The following is a 22,100-nucleotide window of genomic DNA, read 5'->3' on the forward strand; positions in this document are numbered from 1 at the left end:
AGGGCCCGGATCCCTGTGGGGATCCGGGCCCTCGGCCATACGACTGAGCGACCTAGTCGAGGTAGTCGCGCAGGACCTGCGAACGGGACGGGTGGCGCAGCTTGGACATCGTCTTGGACTCGATCTGGCGGATGCGCTCACGCGTCACGCCGTAGACCTTGCCGATCTCGTCCAGCGTCTTCGGCTGGCCGTCGGTGAGACCGAAGCGCATGGAGACAACGCCCGCCTCACGCTCGGACAGGGTGTCGAGCACCGAGTGCAGCTGCTCCTGGAGGAGCGTGAAGCTGACCGCGTCGGCCGGAACGACCGCCTCGGAGTCCTCGATCAGGTCACCGAACTCGCTGTCTCCGTCCTCACCCAGCGGGGTGTGGAGGGAGATCGGCTCACGGCCGTACTTCTGGACCTCGATGACCTTCTCGGGGGTCATGTCGAGTTCCTTGGCCAGCTCCTCCGGGGTGGGCTCGCGGCCCAGGTCCTGGAGCATCTGACGCTGCACGCGCGCGAGCTTGTTGATGACCTCGACCATGTGCACCGGGATGCGGATGGTGCGGGCCTGGTCGGCCATGGCGCGAGTGATCGCCTGACGGATCCACCAGGTGGCGTACGTGGAGAACTTGTAGCCCTTGGTGTAGTCGAACTTCTCGACGGCACGGATCAGACCGAGGTTGCCCTCCTGGATCAGGTCCAGGAAGAGCATGCCGCGGCCGGTGTAACGCTTGGCCAGCGAGACCACGAGCCGGAGGTTGGCCTCCAGCAGGTGGTTCTTGGCGCGGCGGCCGTCCTCGGCGATGATCTCCAGCTCACGCTTGAGCTTGGGGGCGAGCTTGTCGGCATTCGCCAGCTTGTCCTCGGCGAACAGGCCCGCCTCGATGCGCTTGGCGAGCTCGACCTCCTGCTCGGCGTTGAGGAGCGGGACCTTGCCGATCTGCTTCAGGTAGTCCTTGACCGGGTCGGCCGTGGCGCCGGCGACGGCGACCTGCTGCGCAGGCGCGTCGTCCTCGTCGTCGTCGGAGAGGACGAAGCCCTTGTTCTCGCCCTCGCCCTCCTCTTCCTCACCCTTGCCGGCCTTGACCTCCTCGGCGGCGTCGTCGCCGTCGAGGATCTCGTCGTCCTGCTTGCCGGCCTTCTTCGACGCGGTCTTCTTCGCCGCCGTCTTCTTCACGGCGGTCTTCTTGGCAGCCGTCTTCTTGGCTGCCGTCTTCTTCGCAGGCGCGGCCGCGTCATCGGCCGCCGCGTCCACGGTCTCGGCCGACGGGGCGGCGGTGGCCGCGACGCTCCGCGTCACGGTCGTCTTGGCCGCGACGGTCTTGGTGGCGGTGCGCTTGACCGGGCTCTTCGCTGCGACGCTCTTGCGGGCGCGCTTCGACGGCTCCGCGGCACTGACCATCAGCGTCACACCCTCTTCCTCGAGGATCTGGTTGAGGCTGCGCAGAACGTTCTTCCACTGGGTTGGCGGAATCTGGTCAGCCTCGAAGGCCCGACGCACGTCGTCGCCGGCGATCTGCCCATCAGCCTTTCCCCGCTCGATGAGCGCCATGACAGATTCGGACTCGGCGATCTCCGGCGGGAGCGTACGGGATGTGCTGGCCGACACGAACAACCTCTCGGAACGATGGAAACGGCTTCCGGCCCGGCCCTGAGAGGGCTGGAGCCGACGACCGTCGGGCTGGGAATGTACCGACGGCGCGGGCTAGGCCTCAGAACTGCACAGCGCACTCCATGGCTGCTGTATTCCTTCCGCGGCGGTCACCTCTTAAGTCATCGCGCTGTTTCGAGGAGTGTTACGCCCAATCCGCGTGGCCCGAGTCACACCTCATTTACGGCGAACCAGACCAGGGGCGACATCTCTCCACAATTGTGCCGCCGGACCGCGGGGGTCCGACGACACGTGGCGCGTACACCCCGACAGCGCCGCCGTCAGTGCTCGCGCGGCGCCGGGACCACTCGATCGGAGTGACCCACGAGCAACTGGCGCATGGCTGCCTCGGCGCCCGCCGAGTCGCCCGTCGCCAGGGCGTCGACAATGCGTGCGTGATGCCCGAGGGAGACCTCATTGGGCCGGTCGCAGCCGGTGACCGGACCACCCGAGACCTGAAGGGCGGCGGAAACGATGCCTGAAAGGTGCTCCAGCATCCGGTTGCCCGCGGCCTGGATGAGCAGGGAGTGGAATTCCGCGTCGGCGCGGGCACAGGTGATCGCGTCGCCCTGCCCGAGGGCGTGCCCCATGATCTCGACCATGTCCCCGAACCGCTGCTGAAGGTCTTCGCGTCCATGGCCGGCGGCCAGCCGGGCGGCAAGGGGCTCGATCGTCCATCGGAGCTCTACCAGCTCACGGCGCTGGTCGTCACGCTGCGGTCCGAACGCCCGCCATTCGATGATGTCGGGATCGAGCAGATTCCAGTCACTGACCGGTCGGACCCGGGTGCCCACGTTGGGGCGGGCGCTGACCAGGCCCTTGGCCTCCAGCACGCGCAGCGACTCCCGTACGACGGTGCGGGAGACCTCGAATCGCTGGCCGATCTCCTCCGGGACCAGGGGCCGGTCGGCGCCGAGGTCACCGGAAACGATCATCTGACCCAACTGCTGAACAAGTTGGCCGTGCAGGCCGCGGCCCCGGCTGGCCGATCCGCGACGGGTCATGCGGCCGAGCTCGGTATCGGAGCCGTCCCAGGGCGGCCGGACGGCGGCACGTTCACCGGGCGGCGCCTCCGCATAGGTGAAACGGTCGAGTTCGCCCGGGCCGGCGGCGTGGCCGGAGTCGGCGGTGCGGGCGGCGGTCATCATGGTGTGCGCAAGGGTACTCACGCATCCTTTTTCGGCGCAGCTCAGCCACCCCTTGAGGTCTTTGGTGAAAAGCACACGAAAGGGTGATCGGCACCCGCCTCACAATTGACGCCTTAATGGTATGAAACGGGCATTTCCAATGGAGTTGTGGTGCTGGATTCGTCCAGGATTTCCTCGCCGATCACCAACGCACTCTGCCGCGGAGGCTCATGAACAGATACGCGCAGACAAGGACGGACAACGACAGGGTCAGCGCGGTGCCCACGGGGTGTGCCACGACCCTCGCCGCGGCCAGCAGCCACCGGTCCGCCTCGCTCGGCCACATCAGCCAGGTGAGTTCCCTGAGTCGGCCCGGAAGTCCGATCACCGAACGCGCAGTCGGCACCTTCGGCACCGCCTGGATGAGCGGAACCATCAGTACGGGAACGGCGAGTACGGCGGCGACGCCGGCAGCCGTCACACGGAAGATCCCGGCAGCCAGCAATCCGGCCCAGGCGCAGCCGACCGTGAGGCCTGACCAACTCACGGCCAGGGAAACCGCATTCGGGGGGACCCGGACCAAGTCCCCGCCATACACGAGGCGCAGCGATTCGGCCGAGGCCAGCACGGCAAGCAGGCCCAGCAGCAGCGCGACGCCTGCCGAAACGGCCAGCTTGGCGAGGAGCAGCCCGAGCCGGCGGGGCACGGTCCCCCGGCCCGCAGCGAGGGCGGGGTAGCGGAACTCGTCGCCGAAGGAGAGCGCCCCGAGCAGTCCGGCACCGAGCGCGGCGGGGGGCAGCGGCAACAAGGAAGGCCAGGCGGCCAGTACGTCCGGCAGCGGGGTACGGCCGTTGCGGGCGAGCAGAACAGAAAGCGCGGCCGAGACAACGAGTGCGACGACGACGATCAGTGTCGTGGTCCTGACACCGAACAGGCGTCGCAGTTCATAACGCACCGGGCGCAGAGGCCCGCGGGCGGGTCGCCGCCTGATCGGGGGCAGCACCTGCGACGCGCCGGCTCTGACTGCCGGGCGCACGTCGGGCCCGTAAGAGTCGACGCCAGCCGCGGGGGCGGCGCCGGTCCCTTCGGAGAAGCCAACCCCCGGGGCAGCACCGCGGCTGCCGGCGCCAGCGGCGCCCACGACGGGACCGAAGGGTGCGGAGCCGGAGTTGAGGGTGGCGGAGGCGGAGAGGGCCGAGCCGGAGTTGAGGGTGGCGGAGGCGGAGGGGACGGGGGTCGAACAGCTGGCGAGGGCCGGGCGGCCGGCGGGACCGGCCGGGCCGAAGCCATTGAGGCGGCCGGTGTCGCCCACCTCGTCTGCGAGCTGATGAACGGGAAGACCGTGGCGGAATGCCGTGTCCCCGATCTCCGCGCAGCTGCTGCCGTAGACGGAGAGGCGGCTGCTGCTCGCCTCGGTGACGACCTCGACGGAGCGCCGGGCGGCGCGTGCCTCACGGCTGACGATCGCAGCGAGCCGGGCGGCGTGCGGAGTACGGACCGCGACGCGTGGGCGCAGACGAGTACGGGAGAAGTCTGCGACGTCCTGATCGGCGACAAGACGTCCGGCGTCGATGGTCACCACATGACCGGCCGACCGGGCGGCCTCCTTGGGATTCTGTGTGGTGTAGAGAACGGTGCCGCCCGCATCGGCGTGGGACCTGAGCATCCCGTACAGCCAGTCGGCCTCCCGTACGGTGAGGCCTTCCGCGGGCTCGTCGAGGATCAGGGTGTGAGGGTCGCCGAGCAGCGCGGAGGCCAGTGCCAGCCTGCGGTCCATGCCCAGGGAGAGCGTGCCGATGCGCTGGTCCCCCAGCCCGGCGAGACCGACGGCGTCCAGCAGGGCGTCGGCCCGGGAGGCAGGCACTCCGGCAGCGGCACAGAGCATGCGGAGCTGCCCGCGGGCGGTGCGGGCAGGATGACCCGGCACGTCTCCGAGCAGCACCCCCACTTCCCTGGCCGGGTGGGCCACGCGATGCAGCGGTCTGCCCCGGAAGTAGGTGATGCCGCGTCCCGGCTCGAGTTCGAGCATCAGCCGCAGGGCCGAGGTCTTGCCGGAACGGGGTGGGCCCAGCAGTGCGGTGACGCAGCCGGATCCCGCTTCGAACGTGAGGTCGTCCACGGCGGGCGCGACTCCGCGGCGGCGGGCGCTGGTGAGTCCGATGGCCTGGAGCATCGTTTCTCCCCCAGGAGGTGAGACCGCTCGACAGCAGAAGGTACGCAGCAAGATAACCCGATATATTGGACTTTTCGCGCAACGTTGCGCCCGCGTCGTTCGGGCACGCCCGTACCGATGAGCGCCTCGGGTTCAGGCCGGGGCGCACCTTCGGGCCGGGCAGCCGGACCCACCGGGTGGGCTGCGGTGGCCGGACCGCAGGGATCAGACCTCAGGCCGCAGCATCGGCGGATTCAGCACGGTGGCCGAACCCGATCGGAACAACTGGGCGGGGCGACCCCCCTGCCGGGTGGTCGTGCCGCCGGCGGGCACCAGGAAGCCGGGCGTACCCGTCACCTTGCGATGGAAGTTCCTCGGATCGAGCACCACGCCCCACACCGCTTCGTACACCCGCCGCAGCTCGCCGACGGTGAACTCGGGCGGGCAGAAAGCGGTGGCCAGGGACGAGTACTCGATCTTGGAGCGGGCCCGCTCCACGCCGTCGGCGAGGATCCGGGCGTGGTCGAAGGCCAAAGGCGCCTGGCGCTCACCGTCCCGCCCATAACCCCCCTCCGGTCCGAGCAGGTCCTCGACGGGTGCCCAGCGCGCACTGTTCGCGTCGCCGCCCGCACGTGGAGCGGGCAGATCAGGAGCCAGGGCGAGATGGGCGACGCTGACGACCCTCATTCGCGGATCACGCGCGGGGTCCCCGTACGTGGCGAGCTGTTCGAGGTGGGCCCCGTTGCCGACCGCCGGGGTCGCCGGGTCGTGCGCGCACAGCCCGGTCTCCTCGGCGAGCTCGCGCGCCGCCGCGGCGCCGAGGTCCTCATCGGCCCTGACGAAACCGCCGGGCAGCGCCCATCTGCCCTGGAACGGCGTCTCACCCCGGCGCACCACCAGGGCGCAGAGCGCGTGACGGCGCACCGTGAGCACGACCAGGTCGACGGTGACAGCGAAGGGCGGGAAGGTCGACGGGTCGTAGGGCGGCATGCCGTGATCATAGTCGTCTGCCTGACGATAAACACTCCCTTCGCGAGGGTCTTCGTCCGTCCCGGCCCGGGCAGGGCCCGGCGGTGCGGCGCCGGAATCCGGCACCGCACCGCTCTCACCGACCGGTCCTGGTACCGCGCCGGTTCTGGCTGCGCGGCAGTCCGGACCGGCGCCGCCCGGGCGCCGCGCCGGGCCCGTCGGAGCCGGGCCGCGTCCGGCGGCGCCCGGCCGTCTGCGAGGGCACGGAACGGATGGGACGGGCCCCCGCGACCCGTCCCGCACCGCGACCGCGTCGCACCGCCCGTGTGCTGCGCTCCCCGCGCAGGCAGCGCCGCAGCGTCTCCGGGTCGAGGCCCTGGTTGCAGGCCTCGTGCAGCAGTTGGGCAAAGGTGTACCCGGGGTCCAGCCGCAGGGCGAGACCGAGTGCGACCCTCGCCGCCGGCTCGTCACCCGTCGACCACGAGACCCAGCCCGCCAGGGTGAGCGGCGCCGCCGCATGCTCCTCGTACGGCGCGACGCAACGGCGCGCCAACGCCCGCCACAGTCTCAGCGCGGACTCCGCCTCAGGTCCCTCCATCCACTCCGCGGCCCTGTCGCGGGTCTCCCGGTCCTGGAGGCCGAGAATCACCGCTGCCGCCTCCTCATGGCTGATCAGCCGATCATCGTTGAGATCGGACAGCGAAGGCGTTGCCGCCGGGGCCCGGCCAAGGCGCTCCATGAGCCGTCGGGCCATTTCCAGGGTCGCGTCGCCCACCTCCTTGCGGCTCGTCTCGTCAAGGAGTTTCGGCACCAGCACGGACCCGGCCGCATCCAGGGCCCGTTGCTGCTCCAGTCCTGCCGCATTCGACTGGGGCGCCAGCCTGGCCTCCATCTCGCGCAGTGATCCCCGCACCTGAACGCCGGCGTAGGTCGCCGCCGCTGCCATCACGGAGGTGCCGGGCATAGCCATCGGATTTCCCTCGGCCGGGCAGCAGCGGGCGTCGGGGCAGACATAGGACCAGAACCTGTCGCCGGAGATGCAGAGCGCTTCGAGCACCGGCACGTCGAGTGCCCCGCAGGCCGTCCGCAGGTGCTGAGCGAAGGGCCGCAGCCGCTCCATGGTCTGCTTGCCCGATTCGCCGTCGGCAGGGTCCTGGCAGAGGAAGACCACGATTGCGTCGGGGCGCCCGCCGCGACGCTCGCTCCCCCTGATCAGGCACTCGGCCAACTGCTCGGCGACCGATGGCCACTCGTGCGCGGCCTGCGGAATACCGAGCCTGAGGCGCCCGCCGAATCGGCCCCGGCCGCCGTGCAGCGCGACCATGACCACGCTGTCGTTCGGGTGGAATCCCATGAGGTACGGGAGGGCGTCCGCCAATTCGGCGGGCCCTCGCAAGGTGATCTGCTGCTCGTCGGACGGTCCGGTGGATTCGTGGTGCTTGTTCATGGGATGACCGTCCCCCGGCGGAGCAATTTCCGCGACCCCCTGTGGATAACTTATCCACAGGGGGTCGCCTGTCACTCGCGGTAATCGCACCCTTCGGGTTGCATGGGTGCATGACCCGACCCGGGCCAGGCGGTGCTCCATCAGTGGCGCCGCTTTCGAGAGGAGGCGGCACCGATTCGGATCACGACGCCGTACGGGCGCGGGCCCTGCGGGCGCTTGGCCGTGCGTGTACCGCTGCGGCCTGCGCGCCGCGTCCTCGGCCTCTGCCGCGCGAGCGGTCCGGGCTCTCCAGCGACCGCGTACCGGGCCGCCGGTCGAACTGTGCCGGCCCGGGCACCACGGAAAGTTGGCACCGGCATGGACCGCACGCGCCCGAGTGGACCGGCCGCACCGGGCGCCCGCCAGGATCACCTCGTGCAATCAGCACAGCCCGCGCGAGGTCGGGCGCCTGCCCTACCCGGCCAGCGCCAGGACGAGGGGCAGCACCGGGCCTGCTCCGTTCTGGCGCAGGAGCCTCGCGCCGACGGCCAGGGTCCATCCGGAGTCGGCGTAGTCGTCGACGAGCAGGACCGGACCGGGAGCGGCGGCCAGGGCGGCGGAGAGCTCGTCGGGCACGGTGAACGAGGCGGCCAGGGCCCGCAGCCGCTGGGCGGAGTTGCTGCGGTGCGCGGCGTGCTCATCGGCATGCGGGGTGTAGGCGAGGCTTCCGAGCAACGGGAGCCTGCCGACCCTGGCCACCCCCTCGGCCAAGGACGAGACCAGCCGGGGGCGGGTGCGGGACGGCATGGCGACGATCCCCACAGGCCGTGCCACCGCGTCGGGAGAGCCGTCGGCCCAGCCGCCCGGCGAGCGGGCCCAGTCGGCCAGCACGGTCACGACGGCGTTCAGCACATCATCCGGAAGCTGTCCGTCCGCTGCCTGCTCCGACAGGAGCGGACGCAGGCGGTTGCCCCAGCCGATGTCCGACAGCCTGCCCAGCGCCCGCCCGGTGACCGCTTGCTGGCCCACGGGGATACGGCCCTTGAGATCCACGCCGACCGCGGCGAGCCCGGTCGGCCACATCTTGCGGGGCTCGACATCGACTCCCGGCCGGTCCAGCTCGCCCGTCGCGGCCGCGAGGGACGCGGAGGAGACGGCAGCATCGAGCCATGGGCCGGCGCAGGTGTCGCAGCGGCCGCAAGGAACCGCCTTCTCGTCGTCGAGCTGCCGCTGCAGGAACTCCATCCGGCACCCCGTGGTCCCCACGTAGTCCCGCATGGCCTGCTGCTCGGCCTCCCGCTGCCGGGCCACCCACGCGTACCGCTGCGCGTCGTAGGCCCACGGCTGCCCCGTCGCGGTCCAGCCGCCCTTCACGCGCTTGACCGCCCCGTCCACGTCCAGGACCTTCAGCATCGTCTCCAGCCGCGAGCGCCGGAGATCCACCAACGGTTCCAGCGCCGGCAGCGACAAGGGACGACCCGCCTGCTCCAGCACATCCAGCGTGCGGCGCACCTGTTCCTCGGGCGGGAAACCCACCGAGGCGAAGTAGGCCCAGATCGCCTCGTCCTCCTTGCCAGGGAGCAGCAGCACGTCCGCATGGTCCACGCCGCGCCCCGCACGCCCCACCTGCTGGTAGTACGCGATCGGGGACGAAGGCGAACCCAGATGCACGACGAACCCCAGATCCGGCTTGTCGAAGCCCATCCCCAGCGCCGAGGTCGCCACGAGCGCCTTCACCCGGTTCGCCAGCAGGTCCTCCTCGGCCTGAAGCCGGTCGGCGTTCTCCGTCTTCCCCGTGTACGAAGCCACCGGGTAGCCGCGCTGCCGCAGGAACGCCGCGACCTCCTCCGCAGCCGCCACCGTCAGTGTGTAGATGATGCCCGAACCGGGAAGATCGCCCAGTCGCTCGCCCAACCACGCCAGCCGATGCGCCGCGTTCGGCAGCTCCAGCACCCCCAGCCGCAGGCTCTCCCGGTCCAGTGGCCCCCGCAGGACCAGTGCGTCGCCACTCCCGGTGCCCAGTTGCTCCGCGACGTCCGCCGTCACCCGCGCGTTCGCGGTCGCCGTCGTGGCCAGCACCGGCACGCCCGCCGGCAACTCCACGAGCATCGTGCGCAGCCGACGGTAGTCGGGCCGGAAGTCGTGCCCCCAGTCGGAGATGCAGTGCGCCTCGTCGACCACCAGCAGACCGGTCGTGGCCGCAAGCTTCGGCAGCACCTGATCACGGAAATCGACGGAATTGAGACGCTCCGGGCTGACGAGGAGTACGTCGGTCTCGCCGCGCTCCACCTCCCCGTAGATCGTCTCCCACTCCTCCGGGTTGGCCGAGTTGATCGTGCGTGCCCGAATACCGGCCCGCGCCGCGGACTCGACCTGGTTACGCATCAGGGCCAGCAATGGCGAGATGATCACCGTGGGGCCCGCGCCACGTCGCCGCAGCAACGCGGTGGCCACGAAATAGACGGCCGACTTCCCCCAGCCGGTGCGCTGGACCACCAGCGCACGACGCCGGTCCTGCACCAGAGCGGCAACCGCCTGCCACTGGTCCTCCCGCAGCCGGGCCGGACCCCCGGGGGCGCCGACGAGCTCGGCGAGGATGGCATCGGCTTCGGTGCGGAGCTCCAGGTTGTCCATGCCTCCATGCAACCCGATGGCACCGACAATCGACGACTTCACCCCGCGTGATGATCCGCTCACCTGCGAGGCGGCCGAAGCGGATGGCGTGTTTCCGCTGGTCCCCGCCGTTCGGGCATGACGGGTGGCATCAGCAGGTACGGGACTGGGCAGGGATATCCGTGGCATTCCGGCTGATTACCGTCAGCTGCGCCAATTGCTCGTTGCCGCCTGCCGATACGCCAGGAAGAATTGGACTCGCTCCCCGCACGGTCTCTTCGCGGGCCCGGAAGGGCTGTGCCGCGGCGCGCCCTCACCCGACCCTGCCCGCATCGTGGGCGCGTATGCGAAGGGAGGACCGTGACCTTCGGATTCGCTCCGTCCGCAGCCACATCGATGTCGGCAGCAGCCGACTCCACCAACCGCCTTGCCCGAACGCTCGAACCGGCCGAGTGGTCAGCGGCGGGCATACCCCTGCTGCGCAGTCCGCGCGAGGTGGTCAACGGCCTGCACGCCAGGCACCGGCCGGCTCCGGAAACAGCCGTCGTCGCAGTGCTCGACCACGAAGAACGCCTGACGGCCAGCGCCTCGTTCGCCCGCCGTTCGGTGACGGCCGACGGATGGGAATTCCGTAACGCACTGCTGGCGCACCTGCGCCGGGTCATCCCGCACGACCTGCGCCGCCGCACGCCTGTCCGTACCGCGGTCCTGCTCTACTGCCGCGAGGGGGACGAGCGTTGGACGGAGGAGGACGGGGCGTGGATGTGGGGGCTGCGGGACGCCTGCACCCTGCACGGACTGCGGTGCGGCGCGTACATCACGCTGACGCGCGGGGGCTGGCAGGTGCTCGGGGAGGGCCGGGGAGGCCGTCGGCCAAACTCCACGTCTCAGCCCTCCGCTCTCGCCGACGCCGCTCTGGACCAGGATTCCGGTCCGCTGCGCACGGGCGGTGGTGCGGTCCAGGCGCTGCACCGCGTCGCGGCTCGCTGATCAGGTCGGGGCGACCCGGCTGCCGACAGGGGCAGCCGGGTCGCCCCGGACCGTCTGCGCAGTGGGTCAGACGCTCGCGCCGAGCACGGCGTTGATCCGCTGCGGGTCGCCGCAGACGATCAACAAGGCGTCGGCGCGTCCCCGCGCCGCCGACAGCGCGTGCGCGACAGCATCCTCGTCGGCGCCGTTGACACCGACGATCACGACCGGCCGCGACTTCACCCGGTCCGCGGCTGTGGCGGCGGCGAAGAACACGTCGTCACCCGCTTCGTGCTGGGCCCAGTAGGCGGCTTCCCCGAAGGAGAGCTCGTGCGTCGCCCACGGGTGCTGCTCGCCCGTGGTGAGCACCAGGATCTCGCCGGGTGCGCGGCCGGAGTCGAGCAGCAGGTCCACCGCCTCGTCGGCGGCGTCGAGCGCACCGTCGGCCGCGGCGGGGATCACCTGGAGCTGGGGTGCGGAACGATTCTCCTGCCGGTCCGCCTGGGGCCGGCCGGAGGTGGAGTGCGGGCGCGGCGCCGGGGGCGCGGGCCTCGCGGGGCCGGGGCCCGGACGACCGGGGCGCGGCGTGGCCGCGGAACGCGGACCGGGTACGGGACGAGGGGTCGACGCGGTACGGCCGGTGGCCGGCGTGGCGCGGGGACCCTGGACGCTCTCGTGAATCTGAGGCTCCTCGGGGATGAGAGGCATGGGTGGTTGTCTATCAAACGCCGACGCGCGTGGCGTCAGCGGGTGGGCACATGTGCGCGATCAGAAATCGAAGCCGAGCTGGCCCCCGCTTTCGAGTGCGGCCGCCTCGGCGGGCAAGCGGACCTTCTTGAGGTGCTGCCACCTGGGCAGCGCGTCGAGGTAGGACCACGAGAGGCGGTGATGGGCCGTGGGGCCCCGCTCCTCCAGCGCGGCCCTGTGCACAGGGGACGGGTAGCCGGCGTTGGCCCCGAAGGCGAAGTCCGCGTAGTCGCCTGCCTCCGCGCCGAGTTCGGCCATCACGGTGTCCCTGCGGACCTTCGCGATCACCGAGGCCGCGGCGACCGCGATGCAGGACTGGTCGCCCTTGATGACCGTACGCACTTGCCAGGGCGGGCCCAGGTAGTCGTGCTTGCCGTCCAGGATCACCGCGTCGGGTCGCACCGGCAGCGCTTCCAGGGCCCGCACGGCGGCGAGCCGGAGCGCGGCGGTCATGCCGAGCTCATCGATCTCCTGCGGCGACGCGTCGCCGAGACCGTACGCCGTGACCCAGCGCTCCAGGAGCGGCGCGAGCTCCGCGCGGCGCTTCGGGCTGATGAGCTTGGAGTCGGTGAGTCCGGCGGGAGGCTTGCGGAGGCCGGTGACTGCGGCACACACGGTGACCGGTCCCGCCCACGCTCCGCGTCCGACCTCGTCGACACCGGCGACGGTCTTGGCACCGGTGGTGGCGCGCAGTGAGCGCTCGACGGTGTGCGTGGGTGGTTCGTACGGCATGGCGCCAGCAAGCGTACGCCGATGGGAGCGCCCGGAACACCCCGGGGCGTACCTCTGCCGCCTCCGTCCGGTTCGCGGACGCCGGAAGGAGGCGGGAGGAGGCCTTGGTGCGGGTCGGGCAAGGCGCGATGCGGAACCCTCAGCGGGGGCCGGCGCGGAAGAACGGAACCGCCACCTGATCGATCAGGTCGGCGATGTCCCCATCGGTCCATTCACTGCCGCACACTTTGCTCCGATACATCATCATCGCGGGGATGACATCGAAAGCCAGCCCGCGGAGCGCGTCGGCGCGCACCTCGCCGCGCTCGACCCCCCTGTTCACCACTTCCCTTATGAGGGCGGTCGTCGGCCCGATCACACCGCTGAGGATGACCGACTGGAACCGTTCGGCCGTGTCCGCGTCACATTCGTGAAGGACTGCGCGGAGCGCCGAACCCGACTTGGAGAGCATGGCATCGCGGAGCCCGCAGCACAGCTGGTAGAGGTCCTCGCGGATGTTCCCGGAGTCCGGCGCATCGGCGATCGCCGGAAGGGCACTGCGCAGCGCGTCCGCGACGAGGTCCTCCTTGGAGGGCCATCGCCGGTAGATCGCGGCCTTGCCCGTCTGGGCGCCGGCCGCGACCCCTTCCATCGTCAGTCCGCTCCAGCCGACCGTACTCAGCCGTTCCAGCGCGGCATCGAGGATCGCGCGTTCCAGCACGGGCCCGCGGCGGCGCAGGGAAACCACCGGCTGCCGGGCGGCGGCGGCCGATCGCGAAGTGACCATGAGCTTCTCTCCATCGGAACAGGTCGGTACGCCCGCACCGGCCGGCGCTCGGAACCGGGCAGGCGGCGGCTGGACGGGCGTAGGCAACGGGTCGGCGCGGAACTGAGCGATTCCGGGCCGGAATCGGTGGATCCGGACGCGCCACGACAACGAATGATTCAGTGAACGCTTGCGTTCACTGAAGGGGACTCACTAACGTTGACGCGACAGTGAACGGATCCGTTCACTAATTCACTTGTGGGGGACCCATAGTGACAACCTCTCAGTTAGAAGCACAAAGCGCACCGGGCGCGGCACGACGACAAGGGCGCCCGGGGATCGCTCTGGCCGTCATCGCCGCCTGCCAGTTGATGGTTGTGCTCGACTCCACGATCGTCAACATCGCCCTCCCGCACATCCAGGATGCACTGAGCTTCTCGACCACTGATCTCTCCTGGGTCCTCAGCGCCTACACGCTCACCTTCGGCGGTCTGCTGCTGCTCGGGGGGCGGGCAGGGGACATCCTGGGCCGCCGCCGCGTCTTCATGACGGGCATCCTGGTCTTCACGCTGGCCTCCCTGTTGGGCGGATTCGCCCAGGAGCCCTGGCAGTTGCTCGCAGCCCGGGCGCTCCAGGGCATCGGCGGCGCCATCGCCTCACCGACATCGCTGGCCCTGATCACGACCACCTTCCCGGAAGGCCCCGAGCGCAACCGCGCGTTCGGTGTCTTCGCCGCGGTATCCGCGGGCGGCGGGGCGATCGGCCTGCTGGCGGGCGGGCTGCTCACCGAATGGCTCGACTGGCGCTGGGTCTTCTTCGTCAACGTGCCCATCGGCGTGCTGATCGCGGTCCTGGCACCGCTGTACATCAACGAGTCCGAGAAGCATCCGGGCCGCTTCGACATATCGGGCGCCCTGACCTCGACCCTCGGTATGGCCTCGCTCGTGTACGGGTTCATCCGGGCCTCCGAGGAGGGCTGGCGGGACTCTCTCACCCTGGGGTCGTTCGGCGCCGCGGTGATCCTGCTCGCCTCGTTCGTCCTCATCGAGATGCGGGCCAAGGAGCCGATCACCCCGCTGCGGATGTTCGCCGACCGCAACCGTTCCGGGACGTACGTGATCATGCTCAGTTTGGCCGCGGCCATGTTCGGCATGTTCTTCTTCATCGTGCTGTTCGTGCAGAACGTGCTGGCGTACAGCCCCATCGAGTCGGGCCTGGCATTCCTGCCCGTGACCGTCGCGATCATCGTGGGAGCGGGGCTCTCGCAACGGTTCCTACCGGTGCTCGGACCGAAGCCGTTCATGGTCACGGGCTCGGCGTTCACCGGCGTGGGTCTGATCTGGCTCACGTTCATCTCCCCCGACAGCTCCTACCTGTCCGGGGTCCTGGGCCCGATGCTCGTGTTCGGTTTCGGCATGGGGCTGAACTTCGTCACCCTCACACTGACGGCGGTCTCCGGAGTCGCCCAGCACGAGGCCGGAGCGGCTTCCAGCCTCCTCAACGCCAGTCAGCAGGTGGGTGGTTCGCTGGGACTCTCCATCCTGGTCACGGTCTTCGGTACGGCAAGCCGCAACGAGGCGGAGAAGCAGGTCCCGCAGTTCCTGGCACAGGCTTCACCGGAACAGAAGGCGGAGTTCGCCAAGACCCAGGAGCTGCCCGGGAGCTGGGGCCACGCGGTGCTCTCCCAGGGGATCTCGACCGCCTTCCTCGCCGCGGTGGCCATGGCGGGCCTCGCCCTGCTGACGGCGCTGCTGGTGATCCGGGTGCGCAAGAGCGATCTGGAGGCGCTGAGCGGAAAGGCGTCGGCAGGAGGACCGGCCGCCTAAGGGCTGACGGCCGCCGTGCAGAAGCTTGTGGGCGAGGACGAGTCCCTGGACCACCCGAATCAGTACGCACAGGAGCCCTACTCACAGGGCCCTCACGCGCAGGAGCAGTTCACACGGTACGCACGGGAGCGGGCCGCCCTGAGGGACGACCCGCTTCCGGGCGGCGCGTGCTACGACGATCAGTAAGGGTCGTAGGGATCGTAGGGATCGTCCGTGTCGCCACGTTCGCTCCCGTTCTCGCCCGCGCCGAGCCCACGGCAGTCGCGCGTACGGTACCCGGGATCCCAGTCGCCCAGGATGTCCCGGGCCCTTGCCTCGCCCCAACTCGTGGCGTACCAGGGCTCGTCCGAGTCGCGCAGCGCCCGCTGGATCTTCTCCAGGGCGCAGGAGCGCAGCGGCTCCGGCAGGGTGTCGAGGGCCGGCACGGCGTCGGCCGAGAGGCCGCTCAGGTACTCGATGTCGATCGAGTGATCGCTGCGGTGGTAGCGCTCGACGTTCTGTTCGGCGATCAGGCCGTCCGGCGAGACGAGCCCGAATACCAGGACGCCGACGGCCGCACTCGCCGCGACGGCGCGGGGCAGCACCTTGGCGCCGAACACGCCGGCCGCCATGATCAGCACGAGAATCACGCCGAGCCACAGCTCGACCGCTGCCACGGAGATCCGCAGCCTGGTCAGGCCGTAGGCGTCGACGTAGAGATCCATGCGTCGCAGTGCGGAGGCGACGACGACGAGCGTGAGCAGGCACAGAGTCCCGAGGACGGTGCGTACGAGCGTACGGTCGCGCGCTCCACCGCGCGGCGCCCAGCGCAGGGCGAGCGCGATCACCAACAGGGTGAGCAGCGTGGCCCAGAGCAGCTGCCAGAAGCCCTCGCGGGCGTACTGGGAGTAGCTGAGATGCGTCTCGGCCATCACCTTGTCGTACCCGCCGAGCAGCACCGTGAGCTGGATGGCGAGGAAGGCGGCGAAGAGCAGGTTCAGGACGACCAGCGGCAGCGCCCACTCCAGACGCCCGCGCGCCTTGCCCGGCCGCACCGTCAGACCGTCCCATCGCACGGGGGCCGCGGCGGTGTACGCGGCCGCGAGCGCGCCGACGAGCCCGAGCACGCCGAGGAAGAACCGCCACGGACTGTCACCAACGGACACATCCGGCATCAGACTGCTGAGCACGTCGGCGAACGCCGCGTCGGCGCTCGCGAAGAGAGCTCCGAAGACGACGAGCAGGACGACGGCCACGACCGTGGACCGGAAGACCACGCCCCAACGGCCCCGGGAGCCCGTCATCCGGTCGCGTACGCCTCGAACACCCCAGCCCAGCGATTCGGCGACGGAGGTGAGCAGCCCGAGGGACCCGAGGAACATCCCGAGCCAGCTGCGGCTGCCGTGCAGTGCGAGGGAGCCGAGCGCGAAGGCGGACACGACGGCGAGGAACGTCGGCCAGCCGGCGTCGCGGAGCGCCGGGACGACGAGCAGCGCCAGCCCGCCGACTGCCCAGACAGCCGTCCAGGGGCGCAGCCGACGGGAGGCTCCACGGGCGGCGAAATAAGCCGCGAGTGCTGCGGGGACCGCCACGAGGAGCAGATTCAGGCCGATGCCCTCGCCGAGCAGCAGGGCGCTGAGCAGTCCCGTCGCGAGTACGGCCCAGAGCGTGGCGGCCGGAATGGCTCCCGGCTTGACCGGACGGAGCCGGGAGAGCTCCGAAGGCGCCTGCCTGGTCTGGCCCCACGGGTTGGGCTGCGGCGGCCGCGCCCGTTGCGCGTAGGCCGGAGTCCTCGGCGGCTCGGGGGCTCCGGACGTCGGGGGCGGCCGTTCGGTGTCCCGCGGACGCGGGACCGCAGGTGTCCCGGGCTTCTGCGCGCTGCCGTGCGGCTGCGGGACCCCGACGGGCGGGCCGGCCGGACCACCGGTCGACGGCGGCCCGGATGCCTGAGCCTCTCCGGATGCCGGAGCGTCTGCGGGCTCGGCCTCCGGCTGGGACCCGGCCGGCGGCTCAGCCGCCTCTGGTGCCCCCGGCGCACGCTCCGGCCGGGGTGATTCTGACGCGTGATCTGACACGGGACCCCTCCCCACCGAGGTCCGCTCACGCGAGCCATGGGCAGCGCGGCCCCCCGGCGTCTCGTTCGGTGCACACCCGTCGTGATGATCGCCGCGGGCAGCGTGGCCGAAAGAGTAACCCCCCGTGACGGCCGTCAGCCGTACGGGGCGACGCTGTGGCAGTTCCGTGACAGTCGGGCGGGTGACGCCCTACCGCGTCATCCAGTCGGGCAGGTCTTCCGTCTGCGCCGTCCATTCCGCCGGCGGCGTTCCCGTCTTACCCGCCGCGACCACTCCGCCGACGATCGCGCACGTCGTGTCGACGTCGCCACCCGCCTGCGCGGTCACCCAGAAGGCCTGCTCGAAATCACCGAGGCTGCGTGCCGCGGACCAGAGGGCGAAGGGCACGGTGTCGTGCGCGCTCGTACGACGCCCGTTGCCGAGGACCGCGGCAACCGTGCCCGCGTCCTTGTAGTCCAGCATGTCGCGGGCCCGGCGCAGTCCGGCGCCGACCGCGCTGCGCGGCACGAGCGAAATCACGCCGTCCAGGAGGTCCGTCGGTGTCGGCGGCCCGGTGGGCGAGGCCGCGAGCGAAGCGGCCGCGGCAACCGCCATCGCGCCGACGACGGCTTCACGGTGCTGGTGGGTGGTGTACGAGGAGATCTCGGCCTGATGCGTGGCCTGCTCGGGGTCGTCCGCGTACCAGGCGCCGAGCGGGGCGATGCGCATCGATGAGCCGTTGCCCCACGAGCCCTGCCCCTGGAAGAGCGCCGAGGCCAGCTCGCGCCAGTCCTCACCCTCCCGGACCAGCCTGAGCATGCGGTTCACGGCAGGGCCGTATCCCCGGTCGAAGTCATGGCGCACCGCGAAGGAGCGGGCGAGAGCGTCCTGGTCGATACGGCCGTGCTGTCCCAGCACGGCCAGCACCGAGGCGGCCATCTCGGTGTCGTCGGTCCACTGCCAGGGCCCGGGCGGCAGGGCGCGGTCCTTCAGGAGCGGATAGTTGGCGGGCACGAAGAACTGGGATCCCAGGGCGTCCCCCACGGAGAGGCCACGCAGGCTGGCAAGGGCGCGGTCGAAGCGCTGGTCGGAAGCGGATGCGGTCATCGCCTCCACTCTATCCGGTGATGCCGTACGGCTCAGGGGTGCGCCACCGTTCGAACGGCCTGTCCAGTGTGTAGCGGCCGTCCTTGCCGAGGACCAGCGTCCGGGATTCCCCGTTGCCCGGGTTGGACAGCGATTCGAATTCGGCCACGGACCAGTGGAACCAGCGCATGCAGAACAGCCGCATGGTCAGTCCGTGCGTGACCAGCAGGACGTTCGGTGGGTGGTCGGGGTCCTCGAAGCTCCGGTACAGGCTCTCAAGGAACGCGCCCACCCGGTCGTACACGTCGGCGCCGGACTCGCCCTGCGCGAAGCGGTAGAAGAAGTGCCCGTAGGCGTCCCGGTACGCCTTCTGGAGGCGGACGTCGTCCCGGTCCTGCCAGTTCCCCCAGTCCTGCTCGCGCAGCCGGGGCTCCTCCCGCACCCGTACGCGTTCGAGATCCAGCCCGAGGGACCTGAACGTCTCGTGCGTCCGGCGGTACGGCGAGACGTACACACTGACGCGCTCCCCGTCGAAGAGCTCGCGCAGCCGCACCCCCGCCTCACGGGACTGCCGCAGCCCGGCCGGGGTGAGCCTCAGTGCGTGGTCGGGCTCGCGTTCGTACACGGTGTCGTCGGCGTTGCCCTCGGATTCGCCGTGCCTGACGAGAACAATGCGTTGCGGTCTTGCCATGTACCGACCCTAAGGGCCTTTCGTTCGGAGCATGCCGGGCCGCGGGTCGGCAGCGCATCTCCCGGCGGCGTGGCCGGTCGGCATGGCTCCGCCGCGACTTCCTCCTCTGCCGTGCGATGCACCGCGCCAGTGCCCTCTCCCGGATCGGGGCGGTCCCCACGAAAGACCCTGGAGCGGATCGCGGCCGTTCGAGCAAGTGTCCGGAACGCGACGGTGGGCGTCGCCGGTGAAGCCGCGGCCGCACAGGACGGTCACACGGTCCATGCCGGTTCGAGCTGGACGACGTCGCCGGCGAGCGAGGCCACGTCGTCGGCGGTCTGCGCCCGCTGCGAGAGCCGCTCGACACTCGACGGCCGGTACTTGCCTCGCTCGGCGCTCGACTGCCACATCGACAGGACCAGGAACTCGTGCCCGGGCGCTTCTCCGAATACGCCGCGCAGCATCCCGGGAGACCCGGCCATCGCGGGATTCCACACCCGCTGCTGCATCAGCGCGAAGTGCTCGACCCGGTCCTCGTGGACCCTGCTGTGGGCCACCCGGACCACATCCGCGTCGGCGAAGTGGGGTTCGAAGCCGGTCTTGACGTCGAAGCGGTACTCGAACAACTTGACCTGGATGTCGTTGCACGTACCGGCCTGCGCAGCGGCCAGTGCGTCGTGCCCGCGCGCCATGAACGAGTCGTAGAAAACCCTGTTCTCCCAGAACGCGAAGACGTGGGCCACCTCGGGCCGGCTGCGGCTCCAGCCGCCGCCCTGTCCCCTGAACCCCGGCTCACCGAGCAGCCCCGCCCACTTCCGCTGCTCCCGCTCGAAACCTCGACGGTCCCCCACACTGCAGCGAATCCACTTGACCAGCACTGCACCATCGTACGGGTGACGGACGTGGCGTGGGTCACGCTCCGAGTGAGTGCGTCAGAACCGGTCAGGGGTGACCACACAATGATCGCCATGACCTCGCTGCACACCAACCCCCTGTTCGACCGCCTGGATTCGGCGGAGCGGATCCTCGTCGCCGGTGCGGGCGGGGGCTTCGACATCTACGCCGGGCTCCCCCTCGCGCTCTCCCTGATCCACCGGAACAAGCAGGTGCAGTTCGCCAATCTGTCCTTCAGCGCACTCGAAGGCCTCCCCCTCGATTCCTGGCTCGCCCCCGACGTCGCGGTCGTCACCCCCGAAACCTCCCTCCACCAGCCGTACTTCCCGGAACGGACCCTCGCGCAGTGGCTCACCCTGCGCGGCTACCCCGGCCGCGTCCACGCCCTGTCCCGTACGGGCGTCCAGCCGCTGCGCGACGCGTACCGCGCCCTGATCGAGCAGTACGACATCGACGCCGTCGTTCTCGTCGACGGAGGTACGGACATCCTGATGCGGGGCGACGAATCCGGCCTGGGCACCCCGGAGGAGGACCTGACCAGCGTCGCGGCGCTCGCGGCGATCGAAGGACCGGACCGCCTGGTCGTCTCCATCGGCTTCGGCGCCGACGCCTACCACGGCGTGAGCCACGGCCTCGTCCTGGAGAACATCGCCGCGCTCGAACGCGACGGTGCGTATCTGGGCGCGTTCTCCGTACCCCGCACGACCCGCGAAGGCGCGCTGTTCGTCGACGCGGTGGCCCATGCCCAGGAGCACACGCCCGATCATCCGAGCATCGTCAACGGATCGATCGCCGCCGCGGTGCGGGGAGAGTTCGGGGATGTCCGGTTCACCTCGCGGACCAACGACAGCGAGCTCTTCATCAATCCTCTGATGTCCCTGTACTTCGCCTTCGAGCTGGAAGGCATCGCCCGTAACTGCCTCTATCTCGACCGCATCGAGCACACCCACCTCATACGTCAGGTCAGCAGCGCGATCGAGGCGTTCCGGGACGAGGTGCGACAGCGTCCGCCACGTCGGATCCCGCACTGAGACACCCGGTCCCCCGGGGTGGCCCGAATACGCCGCTCGCTTCCAAGCCGGTTGATTCCAGGCGCGGTTGCGGACACGATCGGGTGATAGAACCGGACCGACGGCCCCGCGCGAAGGAGCGAAGTCCGATGAGCACTCCCAATAAGGACATCGAGAAGGTCGAGGTCAGGGTCAAGTGGGACCCCAGCCCTCACGGCGAACCCGCCAACGACCTCGACATCATCGCGGCGACCTATCCGGCCGGGGAGCCGTACGGCGACCCCGCGTATCTCGTGCACTTCGACAGTCGCGCGCCCGACGGCACCATCACGCTCAACCGCGACAGCAGGACCGGTCAGGGCCTCGGTTACGACGAGGTCATGACGCTGGAGCTGGACCGGCTCTCGGAGACGTACTCCCGGGTCGTCGTAGGCGTCGCCATCCAGCAGCACGACGGCCGGAAGACGTTCGGGGCGATAGAGAACACCGGCGTCCAGATCCGCGAGGGCTACACCAGCCTCGCCGAGGACGACTTCTCGGCGGTCCCCACGGCGACGGCGGCCGTCGTCGCCGAGTTCGTGCGCGACTCCTCGGGCGTCTGGCAGTTCCACGACACGGTGCGGGGATTCGACGGGGACGCCGATTCGTTCGCCACCGCGATGGGAAGCCGTCCGCCCGCAGGGTGACGCTCCGGGCGCACAGCAGGGGGCGGGCCTGGCCCGTGGTTCGGAGTCGCGCCCGCCCCGTGCACGCCGCCGCCCCGCCCAGCGCGCATGGGACCGGTGCAGCGGAAGTTTCCTGTCGCCGGACTGCACCGGCCACCGGCCTCGGATTCACGATCGGCAAACGTGCACAACCTCAGCGCTGCCCCGCCCTGAGGCGGCGTTCGATCAGGGGCAGATCCAGCAGTAGGGGCCGGCGCCTCGGGTGACCGCCCGGCCGGCGACCTCGGACAGCCGTTCCAGGAAGCCGGTGAGGTCTTCAGGGTCGGCGGGGCCGTGGAACGCGCCCTCGGTGCTCGCCCAGCCGGTGGCGACATCGCACAAGGACCGGGGGTCGTGCGTCGCGAGGCCGTCCCGAAGGGCGTCCGTCAGCGAGACCACCATCAGTTCGCCTTCTTCGGCCGTACCGACGAGGCTGCCGTGTCGCGGATCGGCCCGGACCTCGTCGGCCGGGCGGCTCGTCAGGCGTACCTCCGCGGGCAGCAGATCGACCACCGGGTCGATGCCCTTGACCACCACCTGGTCGTAACCCGTCCCGCTGGGCTGATCGTGATCCCGGTCGACAGCCCGCAGAGCGTCGTCGTCATCAGCAGCGGCGAAGTAGCCGTAGAGAGCACCCATGGACCGATCGTCGCACCCGCCGCTGACAACGCTCGGGGCCGGAACGGCCTCCGGGCGGCAAGGGGGCCCGGTTCTCGGCAGGCCCGGGTTGTCGGCAGGTCCGTGACCACGCGGCGACCTGG

General features: G+C 70.5%; 19 protein-coding genes. 5 read left to right on the forward strand and 14 right to left on the reverse strand.

The annotated features are described in order from the left end of the window. Positions 1 to 52: 52 nt before the first annotated feature. From OG538_RS08605 to OG538_RS08630, 6 genes are all read right to left on the reverse strand, one after another. Entirely contained in the window at positions 53 to 1,594 is a 1,542-nt protein-coding gene (locus tag OG538_RS08605; protein ID WP_406091745.1) for an RNA polymerase sigma factor, read from the reverse strand. 323 nt (positions 1,595 to 1,917) lie between these two features. Further along, on the reverse strand, positions 1,918 to 2,784 hold the full coding sequence (locus OG538_RS08610) for a FadR/GntR family transcriptional regulator (protein WP_406100030.1): 867 nt from the start codon (positions 2,782 to 2,784) through the stop codon (positions 1,918 to 1,920). 181 nt (positions 2,785 to 2,965) lie between these two features. After that, positions 2,966 to 4,936, reverse strand: a complete 1,971-nt coding sequence (locus tag OG538_RS08615; RefSeq protein WP_406091747.1) for an ATP-binding cassette domain-containing protein — start codon at positions 4,934 to 4,936, stop codon at positions 2,966 to 2,968. 204 nt (positions 4,937 to 5,140) lie between these two features. Then, on the reverse strand, positions 5,141 to 5,905 hold the full coding sequence (locus tag OG538_RS08620) for an NUDIX hydrolase (protein ID WP_406091749.1): 765 nt from the start codon (positions 5,903 to 5,905) through the stop codon (positions 5,141 to 5,143). 115 nt (positions 5,906 to 6,020) lie between these two features. Next, the gene (locus tag OG538_RS08625) at positions 6,021 to 7,331 is read right to left on the reverse strand and encodes a DUF4192 domain-containing protein (protein WP_406091751.1); all 1,311 of its coding nucleotides are present in this window, start codon (positions 7,329 to 7,331) and stop codon (positions 6,021 to 6,023) included. 453 nt (positions 7,332 to 7,784) lie between these two features. Further along, positions 7,785 to 9,944, reverse strand: a complete 2,160-nt coding sequence (locus tag OG538_RS08630; protein ID WP_406091753.1) for a DEAD/DEAH box helicase — start codon at positions 9,942 to 9,944, stop codon at positions 7,785 to 7,787. A gap of 339 nt (positions 9,945 to 10,283) precedes the next feature. On the opposite strand from OG538_RS08630, the gene OG538_RS08635 reads away from it, so the two are divergent. Then, positions 10,284 to 10,913, forward strand: a complete 630-nt coding sequence (locus OG538_RS08635; RefSeq protein WP_406091755.1) for a hypothetical protein — start codon at positions 10,284 to 10,286, stop codon at positions 10,911 to 10,913. A 66-nt stretch (positions 10,914 to 10,979) separates the two neighbouring features. Here OG538_RS08635 and OG538_RS08640 read toward each other — a convergent pair whose 3' ends face one another. The 3 genes from OG538_RS08640 to OG538_RS08650 all read right to left on the reverse strand — a co-directional run bounded on the left by OG538_RS08640 (position 10,980) and on the right by OG538_RS08650 (position 13,137). After that, positions 10,980 to 11,600, reverse strand: coding sequence for a hypothetical protein (locus tag OG538_RS08640; RefSeq protein WP_406091757.1), 621 nt, complete (start codon positions 11,598 to 11,600; stop codon positions 10,980 to 10,982). Positions 11,601 to 11,660: 60 nt separating this feature from the next. Continuing rightward, on the reverse strand, positions 11,661 to 12,371 hold the full coding sequence (locus OG538_RS08645; RefSeq protein ID WP_406091759.1) for a ribonuclease HII: 711 nt from the start codon (positions 12,369 to 12,371) through the stop codon (positions 11,661 to 11,663). 139 nt (positions 12,372 to 12,510) lie between these two features. After that, positions 12,511 to 13,137, reverse strand: coding sequence for a TetR/AcrR family transcriptional regulator (locus OG538_RS08650; protein ID WP_406091761.1), 627 nt, complete (start codon positions 13,135 to 13,137; stop codon positions 12,511 to 12,513). 251 nt (positions 13,138 to 13,388) lie between these two features. On the opposite strand from OG538_RS08650, the gene OG538_RS08655 reads away from it, so the two are divergent. After that, positions 13,389 to 14,942 (forward strand): MFS transporter, encoded by a 1,554-nt coding sequence (locus tag OG538_RS08655; protein ID WP_406091763.1) that lies wholly within the window; start codon positions 13,389 to 13,391, stop codon positions 14,940 to 14,942. A 15-nt stretch (positions 14,943 to 14,957) separates the two neighbouring features. After that, positions 14,958 to 15,128 carry a hypothetical protein gene (locus OG538_RS08660; RefSeq protein ID WP_406091765.1) on the forward strand — a complete coding sequence of 57 codons (171 nt, stop codon included), beginning with the start codon at positions 14,958 to 14,960 and terminating at the stop codon, positions 15,126 to 15,128. On the opposite strand, the gene OG538_RS08665 is transcribed toward OG538_RS08660, so the two are convergent. The 4 genes from OG538_RS08665 to OG538_RS08680 all read right to left on the reverse strand — a co-directional run bounded on the left by OG538_RS08665 (position 15,122) and on the right by OG538_RS08680 (position 19,609). Continuing rightward, positions 15,122 to 16,996 carry a DUF4153 domain-containing protein gene (locus tag OG538_RS08665; RefSeq protein WP_406091767.1) on the reverse strand — a complete coding sequence of 625 codons (1,875 nt, stop codon included), beginning with the start codon at positions 16,994 to 16,996 and terminating at the stop codon, positions 15,122 to 15,124. The two genes, OG538_RS08660 and OG538_RS08665, sit on opposite strands and share 7 nt — an antisense overlap. A 189-nt stretch (positions 16,997 to 17,185) precedes the next feature. Further along, positions 17,186 to 18,082: an ADP-ribosylglycohydrolase family protein gene (locus OG538_RS08670; RefSeq protein WP_406091769.1), complete on the reverse strand. Its 897-nt coding sequence runs from the start codon at positions 18,080 to 18,082 to the stop codon at positions 17,186 to 17,188. A 10-nt stretch (positions 18,083 to 18,092) separates the two neighbouring features. Further along, positions 18,093 to 18,752 carry a histidine phosphatase family protein gene (locus OG538_RS08675; RefSeq protein WP_406091771.1) on the reverse strand — a complete coding sequence of 220 codons (660 nt, stop codon included), beginning with the start codon at positions 18,750 to 18,752 and terminating at the stop codon, positions 18,093 to 18,095. A 251-nt stretch (positions 18,753 to 19,003) separates the two neighbouring features. Beyond that, positions 19,004 to 19,609, reverse strand: a complete 606-nt coding sequence (locus tag OG538_RS08680; protein WP_406091773.1) for a YdbC family protein — start codon at positions 19,607 to 19,609, stop codon at positions 19,004 to 19,006. Between the two features lie 90 nt (positions 19,610 to 19,699). Here OG538_RS08680 and OG538_RS08685 point away from each other — a divergent pair, with 90 nt between their 5' ends. Both OG538_RS08685 and OG538_RS08690 read left to right on the forward strand, forming a co-directional pair. Next, the gene (locus OG538_RS08685; protein ID WP_406091775.1) at positions 19,700 to 20,656 is read left to right on the forward strand and encodes a DUF1152 domain-containing protein; all 957 of its coding nucleotides are present in this window, start codon (positions 19,700 to 19,702) and stop codon (positions 20,654 to 20,656) included. A gap of 128 nt (positions 20,657 to 20,784) precedes the next feature. Next, a complete protein-coding gene (locus tag OG538_RS08690) occupies positions 20,785 to 21,321 on the forward strand; it encodes a TerD family protein (protein WP_406091777.1) in 537 nt (178 codons plus the stop codon). A 204-nt stretch (positions 21,322 to 21,525) separates the two neighbouring features. On the opposite strand, the gene OG538_RS08695 is transcribed toward OG538_RS08690, so the two are convergent. Then, positions 21,526 to 21,978, reverse strand: a complete 453-nt coding sequence (locus OG538_RS08695; RefSeq protein ID WP_406091779.1) for a hypothetical protein — start codon at positions 21,976 to 21,978, stop codon at positions 21,526 to 21,528. Positions 21,979 to 22,100 lie beyond the last annotated feature (122 nt).

The organism is Streptomyces sp. NBC_01013, assembly GCF_045162765.1.
Classification (GTDB): domain Bacteria; phylum Actinomycetota; class Actinomycetes; order Streptomycetales; family Streptomycetaceae; genus Streptomyces.